8 protein-coding genes and 6 pseudogenes are annotated in these 13,913 nt (G+C 58.3%); 6 read left to right on the forward strand and 8 right to left on the reverse strand.

What is annotated here, in order from left to right; genetic code table 11:
- Positions 1-48 precede the first annotated feature (48 nt).
- Positions 49-1,074, forward strand: a pseudogene (locus tag DMX12_RS01790) (IS110 family transposase).
- A 439-nt stretch (positions 1,075-1,513) separates the two neighbouring features.
- Here the strand turns inward: DMX12_RS01790 and DMX12_RS30210 are convergent.
- From DMX12_RS30210 to DMX12_RS01805, 3 genes and pseudogenes are all read right to left on the reverse strand, one after another.
- Positions 1,514-1,798: pseudogene (locus DMX12_RS30210) on the reverse strand (aldehyde dehydrogenase family protein); the annotation flags it as partial.
- 191 nt (positions 1,799-1,989) lie between these two features.
- Entirely contained in the window at positions 1,990-2,847 is an 858-nt protein-coding gene (locus DMX12_RS01800; RefSeq protein WP_177411215.1) for an EAL domain-containing protein, read from the reverse strand.
- Between the two features lie 98 nt (positions 2,848-2,945).
- The gene (locus tag DMX12_RS01805) at positions 2,946-3,527 is read right to left on the reverse strand and encodes a CSS-motif domain-containing protein (protein WP_110675915.1); all 582 of its coding nucleotides are present in this window, start codon (positions 3,525-3,527) and stop codon (positions 2,946-2,948) included.
- Positions 3,528-3,673: 146 nt separating this feature from the next.
- Here DMX12_RS01805 and DMX12_RS01810 point away from each other — a divergent pair.
- Positions 3,674-4,694, forward strand: a pseudogene (locus DMX12_RS01810) (transposase); the annotation flags it as partial.
- Here DMX12_RS01810 and DMX12_RS01815 read toward each other — a convergent pair.
- A pseudogene (locus tag DMX12_RS01815) lies at positions 4,686-5,566 on the reverse strand (tyrosine-type recombinase/integrase); the annotation flags it as partial. The pseudogenes DMX12_RS01810 and DMX12_RS01815 overlap by 9 nt on opposite strands.
- A gap of 51 nt (positions 5,567-5,617) precedes the next feature.
- Positions 5,618-6,001 (reverse strand): annotated as a pseudogene (locus DMX12_RS01820) (AzlC family ABC transporter permease); the annotation flags it as partial.
- Between the two features lie 118 nt (positions 6,002-6,119).
- Here DMX12_RS01820 and DMX12_RS01825 point away from each other — a divergent pair.
- On the forward strand, positions 6,120-6,584 hold the full coding sequence (locus DMX12_RS01825) for an Lrp/AsnC family transcriptional regulator (protein ID WP_080641099.1): 465 nt from the start codon (positions 6,120-6,122) through the stop codon (positions 6,582-6,584).
- Between the two features lie 112 nt (positions 6,585-6,696).
- Here the strand turns inward: DMX12_RS01825 and DMX12_RS29725 are convergent.
- The 3 genes and pseudogenes from DMX12_RS29725 to DMX12_RS01840 form a co-directional block, all read right to left on the reverse strand.
- Positions 6,697-6,918 (reverse strand): annotated as a pseudogene (locus DMX12_RS29725) (integrase); the annotation flags it as partial.
- Positions 6,919-7,019: 101 nt separating this feature from the next.
- Positions 7,020-8,291, reverse strand: a complete 1,272-nt coding sequence (locus DMX12_RS01835) for an integrase arm-type DNA-binding domain-containing protein (RefSeq protein ID WP_110675917.1) — start codon at positions 8,289-8,291, stop codon at positions 7,020-7,022.
- A gap of 151 nt (positions 8,292-8,442) precedes the next feature.
- Positions 8,443-9,357: a LysR family transcriptional regulator gene (locus DMX12_RS01840; RefSeq protein ID WP_029884809.1), complete on the reverse strand. Its 915-nt coding sequence runs from the start codon at positions 9,355-9,357 to the stop codon at positions 8,443-8,445.
- Between the two features lie 206 nt (positions 9,358-9,563).
- Between DMX12_RS01840 and DMX12_RS01845 the strand changes: the two genes are divergently transcribed.
- The 3 genes from DMX12_RS01845 to DMX12_RS01855 all read left to right on the forward strand — a co-directional run bounded on the left by DMX12_RS01845 (position 9,564) and on the right by DMX12_RS01855 (position 13,819).
- Positions 9,564-10,586 carry a zinc-dependent alcohol dehydrogenase family protein gene (locus DMX12_RS01845; protein ID WP_054881113.1) on the forward strand — a complete coding sequence of 341 codons (1,023 nt, stop codon included), beginning with the start codon at positions 9,564-9,566 and terminating at the stop codon, positions 10,584-10,586.
- 483 nt (positions 10,587-11,069) lie between these two features.
- Positions 11,070-12,458 (forward strand): hypothetical protein, encoded by a 1,389-nt coding sequence (locus DMX12_RS01850; RefSeq protein WP_110675919.1) that lies wholly within the window; start codon positions 11,070-11,072, stop codon positions 12,456-12,458.
- A complete protein-coding gene (locus tag DMX12_RS01855; protein WP_110675921.1) occupies positions 12,458-13,819 on the forward strand; it encodes an aminotransferase class I/II-fold pyridoxal phosphate-dependent enzyme in 1,362 nt (453 codons plus the stop codon). The genes DMX12_RS01850 and DMX12_RS01855 overlap by 1 nt, the downstream gene beginning before the upstream one ends.
- The last annotated feature ends 94 nt before the right edge of the window (positions 13,820-13,913 follow it).

Consider the following 13,913-nt stretch of genomic DNA (forward strand, 5'->3'; position numbering starts at 1 on the left):
GCGAAGGCTACACTTTCGTAGGGTGTTTTGTTCTTGGGGACCATCATCATGAGCGAGTTAGCGCTGATCGGGATCGATCTCGGTAAACACAGTTTCCACCTGCACGGTCAAGACAAATTAGGTCGTGAGATATTTCGCAAGAAGCTGTCGCGAGCGCAAATAATGCAGTTTTTCGGCAACTTGCCGGCCTGTACCGTGGTGATGGAAGCCTGCGTCGGTGCGCATTTCTTTGCGCGCAAGCTGAACGCCATGGGACACCAGACTAAACTGATTTCCCCGCAGTTCGTCCGGCCCTTCGTCAAGGGTAACAAGAACGACTTCATCGATGCCGAAGCCATTTGCGAGGCCGCATCACGCCCTTCGATGCGCTTCGTTTCACCGAAGGCTGAGGCGCAACAGACGCTTTCTGTTCTCCACCGCATGCGGGAGTCGCTGGCTCACGACCGCACCAAGACGGCTAACCAGATGCACGCATTTCTCTTGGAATTCGGTATCAGCCTGCCCAAAGGCCTGTCGGTCATGAAACGCTTGGCGAGCGTTCTCGGAGAACACGAGCTGCCCGTCCAGCTCACTAATTATTTGCAACGACTGCATGATCACTTCGTTTATCTGGACGAGCATATCAAGAAGCTGGACAAAGACCTGGTTGGCCAGCTAGCTGCCGATGATCTCGGTAGTCGTTTGCTGAGCATGCCCTGCGTCGGGCCGATCACCGCCAGCCTGCTAGCTGTAGAGATGGATGATGGCCAGCAGTTCAAACGAGGGTGAGACTTCGCAGCTTCCGTGGGGCTGATGCCAAGGCAATACAGTACTGGCGGTAAAGTGAGCCTGCTGGGCATCAGCAAGCGCGGTGACAAGCATCTGCGACAACTGCTGGTGCAATGCGCTCGGGTTTATTTACTACGACTTGAACATCAGAAAGGAGCCTTGGCTGACTGGGTGCGCGCTCTGCTAATACGGCGCCATTCGAACGTAGTGGCCTGCGCCTTGGCTAACAAGCTGGCGCGGATCGCGTGGGCGCTGGCGGCCCACCACACGCAATATGAAACAGGGTCAAGCGCTTTGAACGCCTGACCCTGCGTTTGTAGCAGTACCACGTATCACCCTTCTGGTTTTGCGATCGCTGACAATGGATGACGTGAACGGCCCACTGGCCTGGCAAAGAACCTGTGTCGAAAACCGGCTTTTGAAGCCGATAGACTTTTAAGGTTTGTCAGGCGCGACTCTCATCGTGGCGCGGGGCGTGCCCCAAACAGACGCCGGATAGATTTAAGCAAGCCAACCACTTTCACCCAGTAATCAGTATTGCAAAAATGGGGGTGACCATAGATTTTCGACTTTGCTGTCGGGGTGCATCATGGCAGGCTGGCTCCAGGAAAAAATCGGGAGCACAGCATCGAGAATCAGGTGGACGGTTGGAATGTGGGGATGATGGATCACTTACGATTTTTTCATCAAGGAGGCGGGCTGCAGCAGGTATTGATGTTTGCGTTGATGTGCAGATGAAGTTAGAACTAATCAGCTTGTGATTGCCGAATTCCTTGATGCCCAATCCGATTAGCTCGCGCCCGTAGCCGGAGCGTTTGATACCACCGAAGGGTAGGTTGGCCCTCGAGGTGCTGGGATGGTTGATGAACACCATACAAGTGGAGATGCGTTTGGCCACCTCGGCGCCATGTTTCGCATCGGCGGTGAATACCGAGCCGCCCAGACCGAACGGCGAATCGTTGGCAATACGCACCGCGTCCTCCTCGTCCCTGGCACGGAAGATGATCGATACTGGGATGAACTCATAGTAAAAGAGGTGTTCCGGGCCTTATGTCTTTATTGTAGATATTAATATTTAGGGAATCACGTCAATCGAATTAGTGTGACTCCTACACTGATGGAGCTAAACTCGACTCTGAATCGCTATCAGTCCTGAAAGTTTCCCGAAATCAGCGGTTGGGCGCCTTTAGGGGTTTGATAAAAATCAATCATGCGCAAAATTCATCGCTTCCCCCCCCCCCTAGCTCTTTGTGATCTGACTTCTTCAGTGAGTTCGCTAATTGGCAATGCCTTACTGAATACCCACCCTTGAATAAGTGCATCAGGACAAAAATCAAGAATTGCTTTTTTCTGCGCTTCCGTCTCCACGCCTTCAAAGATTATTTTTGAGTTTAAAACGTTTGCTATTTCATGAATTTTTCGCAGCACTACTGCTGCCGGAGAATCTGTGCCTGCAGCTTGCGAGAACGATTTATCAATTTTTATAATATCGACATTCAGCCTGGCCAGATAAGATAGACTTGAATATCCTGAGCCGAAATCGTCAATTAACACTTTGTAGCCGTACGCTCGAATGGACTCGATCTTGCTTTCAATCTGGCTGATTTCAGCCGTTGTCCCTTCGAGAATTTCAATTGCTATCTGACTCGCTGATATGCCGTGATTTTTCGCCGTCTCTGATATGTGTTGAACTAGGTCGCCATCCAGCAGGTCCTTGGTATTAACGTTAAGGCTCAAATATATATCTGGGTTGCAAGCTAGGCCCCTCGAACACTCATCCAAAGCCCTGCTAACAATCAGCTTGCTCAGCTTATCTTGCAAGCCAAGATCCACCGCTTTTTGGATGAAAATATTTGGAGGGACTGATCCGTATTTCTTATCGTGCCACCGAGCCAAAACCTCGAATCCGGCAGCCTTGCCGGTCTTTCCATAAACAATCGGCTGGTAATAAGTTGATATTAGCTTGCTCTTAATGGCGTATTTCAAACGGTAAGAAAGTGAGTTTCTAACCCTGCGGTATTGGTGGGCAGCATTGAGTGCCAATAAACCCAAAGAACAGCCAATTAATGCGATAAGCAAGAGAAGGATGGGTTTTCTGGTTGTGAATATATTTGCTTGAATGCTAGAGTCAACACAAATGTCGTATTTGTCAGAGCAAACTTTTGCAAGTGCGCTGGTTAGTATATTCCCCTGATGGGGGCGCCGAATGTGCGCATGATTGTGTTGCCATCACGAGACACAACAGATGCACTTAACTCTGCTGGCGGAGATTCAAAAGGTGCGAATGCGGTGGGTGATGTAACCACAAATGATCTGTGTTTTGCTGAAACATCAATTTTTATCGCGCTGGGGAAATAGCTTGGAACTCCGCCCCACAGCTTGACATTGTTTTTCGTAAGTCTGCTATCACCAATCATCCTGAAAGCCGGGATTAAGCCCCACATAGCAGAGCAAGTAATAGTGTTATTTTCTATTCGTCCAGCATCTTTTACAAAACGATACTCATAAGTAACTTTTTTTAGTGTGTCTAGGTCATGTGGTCCGCAAGGCTCGCCAGATGTATTGTTAAGCTCATCAAGTGCAGCTGTAAGGTTTCCTGCGACCGTTTCGGCATGATTCAAAAAAACGTTAGCGTAGGATTCTATCCTGTTGTTGGCACTAGCCAACCATAGAGCCTGTGACACGCCAAACGACAACAGTACTCCAACCGTCATGCATCCAGTTAAATAACACAGGGTGTCTTCTTCGAGTTTATTCATGCCCACGACCCAAGATCTCTACTTCCGTCTTGTGCCATATCTCTGAGGGCTTGCATAGAGCCTTTACAGACTGTGTGAAAGCCTAGCAATCTGCCCGGCCCTTTAAGAGAATGCTCCGTATCGAAAGGTACGGAGCATTTTTCGTTATGGCCTATATACAAGGAGAGTCCCGCAGCCAGACCAGCCTGTTCCCGGTCGCTTTGGAGGAATTGATCCCTGAAGATCACCTCGTACGGGGCATCGACCTATATGCCGCCAAGCTGGATCTGGGCCTGATCGGCTTCGAAAAAGCCCAGCCGAAGGCCGCTGGACGCCCAGCCTATGACCCCGCCGATCACCTGAAACTCTACCTCTATGGTTATTTTCAGCGCATCCGTTCATCGCGGCGCCTGGAAGCCGAGTGCCAGCGCAACATCGAAGTGATGTGGCTGATCAACTGGCTTAAACCTGACTTCAAGACCATCGCCGACTTCCGCAAGAACAGCAAAGCTGCATTCGTCACGAAATGCCGGGCTTTTGTGCAGTTCTGCCGAACTGCCGGTTTGGTTGCCGGTGACCTGGTTGCGATCGACGGCAGTAAGTTTCAGGCAATCGCGTCCCCGGGCGTCATTTGAATCTGACTCAAGCGTCAGGACGAGAAGCTAGATAAGCGGATCGCCCAATATCTGGCTGATCTGGATGCCGCTGACGAGTCTGAGGGCGAGCAACTTGTAGATCGCACTGCGATCAAAGCGGCCCTGGCGAGGCTTGTGGCAAGCAGCAAGCCAACCGCACTTGCCAGGCCTTGATGAAATCGATGGGGCTGGAGCAATTCAACACGCACGAAAGCGATGCCCGAATGATGCGTACCCCAAAAGGAGCGCGTGTCGCCTATAACGTGCAGGCCGCTGTCGATGCAGAATACTGCCCCATCTTGCATCACGAAGTGACGCAAGATGGTGATGACCGCAAGCGGCTTGAACCCTTTGCTAAAGCTACCAAGGCTGAACTGGGGCAGGAAGCGCTGACAGTGACAGCCGACATGGGTTACTCGAATGGCCAGCAGTTCCAAGCATGTGAGGAAGCCTCCATTACCGCGACGTGCCGCCAAACCGAACCTCGAACCCAGGCGGAGAGACATTATTCGAGCGCAAGGACTTTACCTACGAGGCTGAACAGGATCGGTACGATGTGTTTGCTCTTGTTTAGGTAGCGCGTCTTGCTGACCATGTAACGCCAATCGGCGCTGATCAGAGCGACATCCTCCCAGCGCATTTTCACCAGTTCGCCTGGGCTAGCAGCATCACCCGCAGGCGCATTGCGGTGGTCACGGTGCTCACGTCGCGTTCATCCAGACGCAACAAGAACTGCCCCAAATCAGCCGGTCGTTCGATCGCGGGATTGCTGGTGACCACGTAGCGGATTTTGAGATCCTCGGTGTTGCTCAGCGCCACGTTGCGCTCCACCCAGCTCCTGCCCTCAGCGAGGCCGAGTACTGCGCGAATGATGGTGCGAACCCGCTTGGCCATGGCCATCGTTCGAGCACGGCGCAGCGTGCTGATGATCGAAGTGATGTGTTCAAGTCTGATTTCGGTGACAGGTTTTTCGCCTATGACCGGTAAGATGTGGTTGCGCAGTGCACCGCGAAATCCTGCAATGGATTTGTTGACCAAATCCGGAAATTTGAAGTTCATCCACTCTTCGGCCACGTAGGCGAACGTACGCGTCTCGTTGAGCAATTGCGCCTCGATCTTGGCTTTTTTGGCTTTGAATCGGTCGATGTAATTGGTCGCACTATTGCGCGCTGTCCGAGCGAGCTCACGGGCTTCCTTCAAGCCCACATACGGCTACCTGCCGATCACGAACACGTTTTCCTTACCGCGAAGGCGGTAGCTCAGTCGCCAATCCCGGGAGGGTGATCTGCCAGGCTTGAGCGACGCACGCACCTAGAGATAGAGACCCGGTACGTCGCCATCGGCGTACTTGCCTGATATGGTCAGCGAATGTATGAAGGCGTCACTGAGCTTTGGACGGAAAGCAGGCGGTTTTTCGGGCGTCATGGTGTGGTAGCGCAGGCTGGAGCCGCCGCGCTGGCGCGCATCGGCCAGGCCCATGGCCCAGCTCTCGTCGCACATGAAGAACAGTGCGCCGAGGATCTTTTTCAGCGGCAGGTGGCGCAGGTAAGGTGCCAGCGTCGCGCCCATCAGCAGGTGGCGGCTGTTGACCAGCAGGGTCATGGCGACGATCACCAGCACCGCTGGCGGCGAGGTCCACAGCTCGATGGCGGCGAACTCCGAGCCACCGCCGAAGTTGAGCCCGGTCATCAGCGCGACCGCGCCAGCGTTCAGGTCATGCTGGGACGCCTGAGCGCCCAGTACCAGGGCAAAGGGAATGAAACCCAGCAGCACCGGCAGGGCGGCCACGGCACCGCGGCGCAGTTCGCCGGGCGGCGAAAGGGTGGGGGGATTGTTCAGTACGGGTTCAAGGGCAGTCATGGTCACCTCCAGTGGAAGCGAATTATTCCAAGGGTTGGCTGGAATAGGCTTGCGTAGTTGCTAATGAGAACCCATGATTTGGCATCTGCTGCCAATATTTTCCGACCCGGAGCTCTCCATGTCCATCAAGCTCGACGCCATCGACCGCCGTATCCTGCGGGCACTGCAACGGGACGGCCGTTTGCAGAACCAGGAGCTGGCCAAGCAGGTGGGACTGTCGCCGTCCCCCTGCCTGCGGCGGGTGCGGTTGCTGGAGGAGGCGGGGGTGATCGAGCGTTATGTCGCTCTGGTCGACCCAGCCAAGGTGGCGCTGGGTCTGACCCTGTTCGTGCGCGTGTGGCTCAAGCGCCAGGACCAGGACACCACCGATGAATTCGTCGAGGCCGTGCGCCTGCTGCCCGAAGTGGTGGAGTGCCATGTGATGGCCGGTGACTGTGATTTGCTGTTGAGGGTGGTGGCGGCGGACCTGGAAGCCTACCGGCGTTTCCAGATCGCCCACCTGACCAGCCTGAGCGTGGTGCAGAACGTTAAGACCGAAGTTCCGATGGAGAAGATCAAGCTGACGACTGAGCTACCCGTATGAATGGCTGTTAGGCGCACTTGTCGTGCTGACGAACTTTGTCGGCACAATTGTTCATTTCTCGCGTCAGTTGGATTCGCACAACGACCGCTGAAACTCATCTATCAGACCATCTCTACTCCGTTGGGCCATCATGGGCTGCATTCCCCCGTAATTGCTCAAGATAGTCAGCCCATAATTATCGCGACCTCTCGTCGTTGACTCAAAAGCTGGACGCGGGCTTATCGGCGCCGAGGGCACCTGGCATCCGATGTGATAGCGAGAGTTCCAGGACATCGATGCTCAGGTGCTTGTGGGCAATGGTTCAGTAGGTGGCACGAAAGCCGTGGGCCGTGATGTTGTATCCCGGCCAGATGCGTTGGAGGGCCCTGAGCATCGAGGTCGGATTGTTTGGGCGCCCTGGGTATACTGGTGATAGGATCTGTACTTTCCCGACAACTATTCTGCTATTGCATGTTTGGAATTTTTTCGGAGCCGATCGAGGTAGTCCGCCCAATGCTGCGCCGCTTCTCGTCGCTGCGGCAGCAACTGCGCGCGCGCATACACTGCGCCCAGAGCGCCTGGCATACGGTGGGAAAGTGACAACTCCAGCACAATCGGATCGATGCCCAAATGCTCGTGAGCGATAGTACGGTAGGTGGCGCGGAAACCGTGCGCAGTGATGCGGTATTCCGGCCAGATCCGCTGGTAGGCCTTGGCCAGGGATGTGGCGTCAACTGGATAGCCTGGGTAGACCGGCGATACAAAGACCCAGCCATTCCGCGCTTCATCCACCACCCGCCGTTCATGTAGTTCACGCAACAGCACAAGGGCTTGCTCCGGCAGTGGCACGATGTGTTTGCTCTTATCCAGATGGCGGGTTTTCCCTACTACATAGCGCCAGTCGGCGCTGACCAGGTCGACGTCTTCCCAACGCATTTTTACCAGCTCGCCGGGGCGAACCGGCAGCATGACCAGCAAGCGCATCGCAGTGCTCACGCTGCTCGGGCTGAGCTCATCCAGACGAAGCAAAAGGTGACCCAAATCGGCTGGTCGTTCGATCGCTGGATTACTGGTCACCACATGGCGAACCTTGAGCTCTTCGGTGTTGCTCAGGGCCACGTTACGTTCCACCCAGCCACGACCCTCAGCGAAACCGAGCACGGCACGGATGATGGTACGCACGCGCTTGGCCATGGCCAGTGTGCGTGCTCGGCGCAGGTTAGCGATGATCTCGATGATGTGGTCCAGTTTGATCTCGCTGACGGGAATGTTGCCGATCGTGGGCAGGATGTGATTGTTCAAAGCGCCGCGAAAGCCCGCGAGGGATTTGCTCACGAGATCGTGCGACTTGAAGGCCAGCCACTGTTCGGCGACGTAACTGAATGTGCGTTCCTCATTAAGTAGCTGATCGGCGATTTTCTTGCGTTTGGCCTTTAGTGGGGCGACGTGATGAGCTACGTTCTGGCGCGCGGCTCGGGCCAAGTCGCGGGCGTCTTTCAAGCCAATGTCGGGATAACGGCCGATCGCGTACACGTTCTCCTTGCCGTTCAGGCGATACCTCATCCGCCAGTATTTTGCGGCAGGCTTGTTCGACTTCTGCGAGGCCTGAACATGCAGGTAAAGACCGGGTACCTCGCCGTCGGCGTACTTGCCAGGTTCAGCAATGGCACGCAAGAAGGCATCGCTGAGTTTACGCCGCAATGCAGGCGTGGAGAGGGAAGTCGTCATGTGCGGGTACTTTTTTTCGAAACGGAAAAAGTACCCAAAAATATACCCGCAGGTGTATTGGATATGAGCGGAATGCGACGGACGGCCTTGGACGCAGAATCAGGTTAAGATACTGATTTTGTTGGTGTTTGCGGATCTTGATGGAAGTCAGTCACAAGCTATCGGGATCCCCAAAAAACATCTGTATCCGTGACCGCAGCCAGCGCTCCGCCGGGTCGTTATCCTGCGCGCCACGCCAGGCCATGTGCAGCTCGAAACTACGTACCGGTATCGGCAAGTCCTCCGCCCGCAAGCCACCGGCAGCCGTCAGCGCATCGGCGGTGTAGTCCGGTACGGTTGCCACGATATCGGTCCCCGCCAGCAAGCTCCCCAACCCGTTGAATTGCGGTACCGCCAGCACGACGTGGCGCTTGCGACCCAGCTCGTCCAGCGCCTCGTCGATAAAGCCCGACAAGTCCCCGGCAAACGACACCAATGCATGTGGCCGCGCGCAGAAGTCGTCCAGGGTGATGCTGCCAGGCACGCTGTCGGCGCGCAGCAGTTTCGGCGCGCTGCGGCGCAGCACCTTGCGCTTGGCGTTGGCGGGCAGTTCGCTGGTGTAGCTGACGCCCACCGAGATTTCCCCTGAGGCCAGCAGGGTCGGCATCAGCAGGTAGTTCACCCGGCGCACCACCAGCACGATGCCAGGGGCCTCGGCGCGAATGCGCTTGAGCAGTTGCGGCAGCAGGGCGAATTCGGCGTCGTCCGACAGGCCGATGCGGAATACGGCATTGCTGGTGGCAGGGTCGAACTCGGCTGCGCGGCTGACCGCGGTGGAAATCGAATCCAGCGCGGGCGACAACAGCGCGAAGATCTCGTGAGCCCGTGCCGAGGGCTCCATGCTGCGGCCAGTGCGCACGAACAACGGGTCGTCGAACAGGTTGCGCAGGCGCGACAAGGCCGCGCTGATGGCCGGCTGGCCCAGGAACAGTTTTTCCGCTGCTCGGGTCACGCTGCGCTCGTGCATCAGCGTTTCGAACACAATCAGCAAGTTGAGGTCTACACGACGCAGGTCGTTTCGATTCATCGGTGCGCTTCGCCTGAAGGGGGGCAGGGGTGAATATTAAGGCCAAAGGCTGTTACCCTGCACGGCTTTACGGGAGCCAATTGCACGGAAAGCCAGGTGCCCAATCGATGACAGGCATGTCGACTATTAATGACCACTGGTGGTCTAACTGCAAAAGCCCGGATAGAGTCAGTGGTAATTAGAGGTTCACAAAGGCGAGGTTTGCGATGTCCCGCATGATCCGTTTCCACAAGTTCGGCGCTGCCGATGTGCTCCGTTGCGAGGAGCAGGCCGAACCGTCTCCCGCTGCCGACGAAGTGCAAATTCGCGTCGAGGCGGTTGGCGTCAGCTGGTATGACGTGCTCTGGCGGCAGAACCTGGCGCCCTCGCAGGCACGCTTGCCGGCCGGTATCGGCCATGAGATGGCCGGTGTGGTGACGGCGGTCGGTGAAGGGATCGAAGACATTGCCGTGGGTGACCGGGTTGCCAGTTTTCCCGCTACCAGCGCCAATGACCACCCGGTATACGGGGATGTCATCGTCCTGCCACGGACCGCGATCACACGCTATCCGCAGGTGCTTACCCCGATCGAGGCCAGCGTGCACTATACGCCGCTGCTGATTGCCTATTTCGCCTACGTGGACCTGGCACGGGCCAAGGCCGGGCAGACTGCCCTGGTCACCGACGCCAGCCACTGTGCTGGCCCCGCTTTCGTGCAGTTGGGCAAGGCGCTGGGGCTTAAAGTGTTCGCCGCCACCAAGGATGCCGAGCAGCGTGACTACCTGCTGGGCCTGGGCGCCGACAAGGTGATCGTCACCGAAGAGCAGGACCTGTTGATGCAGGTTGGCAAGTACACTGACGGGCGCGGCGTGGACATGGTTCTGGACGGCATGGGCGGGCCGCAGATGTCGTTGCTGGGCGATGTGCTGGCACCGCGGGGCAGCCTGGTACTGTATGGCCTGCAAGGCGGCAACCAGACGCCGTTCCCAGCCTGCGCGGCCTTCCAGAAAAACATCCAGTTCTACGTGCACTGCATCGGTAACTTCACTGGCAAGCCGGAACTGGGTATCAGCCAGGACCAGGTAGCGCTGCAGCGTGCCTTGCGTGACATCAACCAGTTCACCGCCGACCAGTTGCTGACCCCGCAGATCATCAAGGTGTACCCGTTCGAGCAGGTGGTGGAGGCGCATCGCTACATGGACCAGTGCCCCTGCGGTGGGCGCGTGGTGTTGGATATGGCGCAGCATTGACCACTGCAGTTCACGGTGAACCCGGGCCAGCCCCGGGTTTTTTGTGCGCGGAATAAAGTAACGTCATCGTTAAAGTGGGAATATTCCTACAATAAAAGACGAAGCGGACTACATATAATTCATTAATTAAATGCCAATGGAAACATGCCGCCAATCATTTGCGGTTGCATGTGCGTGCTTAGAGGGTCAAGGTGAATTTGGCGCTTTGCTGAATGGTTTTTTTACCGTGATCTGTATCTTCAATTCGCTTCGCATCACTCGATAATGGCGCAATGATACTTTGTGCAAGGAGTAAGGGATGCGTACGGCTAGGCCTGAATCAGAGCATTGCAGGGGTGAATTCTTCTCCATGGCCTGGCGACAGTGAAGGCTCACGTCACTTTATTCAATTGTAGGAAGTTTCTTCTGTAAAAGCCTGGCGCAGTGTAAGCCTGAACAACTTGCTTGGGCGTGCGCCGGCGACTTGAAGTGGTGAGGTGATCCGTGACTGCTATTCACGACCAGGCAATGCATTATATCTACCAGCAAGTACTCGAACGCTTGCTCGCCCACATGTCACAGGCGCAACGGGCCTCCTTGCAGTTGTTGATACAACGTTTATTGGTAGCCGCAGGCGGGCCTGAATATATCGGCACCTTTCGCCTGCAGGTATTGCAAGGCAGTGACCGCCAGGGTGCGCGGCTGCTGGCGATGTTGCGTGCTGCGCAGTTGAGCATCGCCATGCGTGCACCGGTTACTTTTCAACTGCGCGTGCTGGTGGTGAGCTTGCCGGTGGCCGGCAGCCCTACGCTGCAAGGGCTCGATCGAGGCTTCAGTGCGCTGTTCATGCAGGATGACCCGCGGGTGCAACTGCAAATGATCGAGGGGCGCGAAGTGGTGCCGTTCAGTTGCCGCCCCCGTGTGGCGTCCGAGCGCTGGTTGCCGACCAGGGAAGCGCTGCTGATGTTTGGCCACCTGATCGATGCCAGGCCAGAAGCGTTGCTGGGTAGCCGCCTGCACCTGGAACTGGCGGCGGCCGTAAGCTTCGCGCTGCAGGCTCAGGCGCCCGCCGACGCAATGGTCACCGCCTTGCCCGCAGGGCAGCGCCGCCGCTACCTGGCGTGGGCGCTGCGTAGCCAGCGCCTGGCGGGGCAACGTGGCCCTTACCTGGCGCACCATTGCCTGTCGACGCTGGCCGAGGGCCTGGCGCGCTTGCAAGGGGCCACGGGGCTGGCGCCCGGCAACCCGGCGGATCAGCCTGCGGGGGCCGCGCTCAAGGGAGGGCCGGTGCGGCTGATAGCCATTGATGACCTGCTGCCGCCGTTGCTGGGCGGGCAGCAGTTGGATGCCATGCTGGGCTGGCACTTCGCGGCGGCCGAGACGGCCTGCTCGCCGTTGGCCGCGTTCGTCGACCCACTGGCCTTGGCCCAGTTGCAGGAACTGCGGGCGCGCAGCCTGGAGCCTCAGGCCACCCGGCCGCCCTTGAGGCTGGCGGGGGCGCCGGGCGACAGCAAGCCTGCCGACGAACCTGTGCTGCAGTTTGGCAAGGCCTATGGCCTCAGCCAGGCCCAACTGGACTGCCTGCTGTGCAAACCGTTCGCCAGGCAGGGCAAGAACCTCGAGCGTTTTCTGCGCGCTCGCCATGCCGACATGCTGGTGGCGCTGCCTTACCTGCACCGGGCCATGCAAGGCAAACCTTGCCCCGCGGCGGTCAAAGCCTGGCTGGTGAACACCAGTGGGCTATCACTGGCGCAACTGCGGGCAGTCTACGGCGGTAAGATGCCGCTACCTGCGTGGCGCCTGCTCAGTGCGTTGGCGCGCCGCGACGCGCACTTGCGGCTGTTGCCGCGCCAGGCCGCTGAACGGCGGCACAGCCCCATGAGGCAACCTTGATGGCGCGAACAGCGGCCGGCGAGTTCGCCTATCGGCGGGTCTACCGCTACCTGGAAGCGTTGATTGGCCAGGCGACGGCTGGTGGTCCGAACCGGCTGCCGTCCTTGCGTGAGCTGTCGCGGCGGCTGCGGGTATCGCTGGCAACGGTGCAGAGCGCCTACAGCCTGCTGGAGGAGGAGGGTCGCGTGCACTGCCTGCCACGCTCGGGCTATTTCGTTCGCCTGGCTGACCTGCCGCAAGGTGGCATGCCCCGGCAGGCGCCCCTGCCCGCACAACCGTTGCTGGAGCGCGCCTTGTTCACCCACGAGCGGCGCCTGGCCCGCCAGCGCGAGCGCGGCGCTGGCCCTTGGGAAGTGCAGGGCAGTGCGCGCCTGCGCGACGCGCTGGCGGAGCGTTACACCCGTTGCTCGCGCCAGTACTGGCGGGCCGATGACGTTCAGTTGGCCCCGGATGTGCCGGCGTTGCTGGAAACGCTGCTTGCAGCGCTGGCCCTGCAAAGGGGCACCACGGTGCTGGTACAGTCGCCCTGTTGCGGGCACGTGCTGCGTGCCTTGGCGCGCGCTGGCATGCGGGTGTTGGAGGTGCCACCCGATTCACGTGGCAACCCGGACCTGCAGGCCGTGGCCAGGCTGTTGGGCTGCGAGCCGGTCCGCCTGCTGGTGATGCCGTCCTGCCTTGGCCTGCCGCAAGGGCGGCTGGTCTCCCTGCATTACCAGCAGCAGCTTGGCCTGCTGTTGAGCCAGCACAGCGTGTGGCTACTGGAGAACGACCTGGACAGCGAGCTTTGCTACAGCGGCCCACCCGCGACCCGCCTGCGCGATTGGGTCGATCCGCGCCGGTTGATGATCATGGGGGCGTTCGAGGCTGCAGTAGGGCCCGAAGCGCCGTATGCCTACGTACTGAGCCTGGATACTGCCCTGGCCAAGGCGTTCTGCGAGCGGGCGTTCCGCCTTGCGCCGCTGCGGCTGCTGGCGCTGGCCCACCTGTTGGCCAAGGGCGATATCGAAGCGCAACTGGTGGCGTTGCGCAGCAACCTGCAGCAGCGCACGCAAAACCTCGCCTGCGCGCTGACCGCCCAGTTTGCCCAGCGGGTGGTGCTGGAGCCCCCGCAAGGCGGGCGCATGCTGTGGGTGCGCTTCGAGCAGCCGCTGGCCTGGGATGCCATTGCCACGGCCTTGGCAGGTTGCGCATTGCATGCATTGCCGGGGGAACAGTTCAGCTTGCACGGCCGCTACCGGCAGCACCTGGCGCTGATGTGGCTGGGCGACTGCCCAGGCGACCTGCAACAAGCCGTGCAGCGCCTGGCCCAGGCGCTGGAACTTCGCCGCAGGCGGGTACGGCGGTTCCCCGCTGAATCATAGGGCACTGCATGCCCAAGGGCGCGATCGCGGCCGTTCTTGCAGGGGCGAGCTGACCCACGGCACTTGCCAGGCTCCTGGGTCTGTATGTATAACC

The sequence above is a fragment of the Pseudomonas sp. MB-090624 genome, from assembly GCF_003205245.1.
In the GTDB taxonomy this organism is placed as follows: domain Bacteria; phylum Pseudomonadota; class Gammaproteobacteria; order Pseudomonadales; family Pseudomonadaceae; genus Aquipseudomonas; species Aquipseudomonas juntendi.

Excerpts from the sequence above, each read along its gene's own strand:
- DMX12_RS01805 (WP_110675915.1), bottom strand. The coding sequence starts at position 3,527 with ATGAATAAACTCGAAGAAGACACCCTGTGTTATTTAACTGGATGCATG.
- DMX12_RS01825 (WP_080641099.1), top strand. The coding sequence starts at position 6,120 with ATGTCCATCAAGCTCGACGCCATCGACCGCCGTATCCTGCGGGCACTG.
- DMX12_RS01835 (WP_110675917.1), bottom strand. The coding sequence starts at position 8,291 with ATGACGACTTCCCTCTCCACGCCTGCATTGCGGCGTAAACTCAGCGAT.
- DMX12_RS01840 (WP_029884809.1), bottom strand. The coding sequence starts at position 9,357 with ATGAATCGAAACGACCTGCGTCGTGTAGACCTCAACTTGCTGATTGTG.
- DMX12_RS01845 (WP_054881113.1), top strand. The coding sequence starts at position 9,564 with ATGTCCCGCATGATCCGTTTCCACAAGTTCGGCGCTGCCGATGTGCTC.
- DMX12_RS01855 (WP_110675921.1), top strand. The coding sequence starts at position 12,458 with ATGGCGCGAACAGCGGCCGGCGAGTTCGCCTATCGGCGGGTCTACCGC.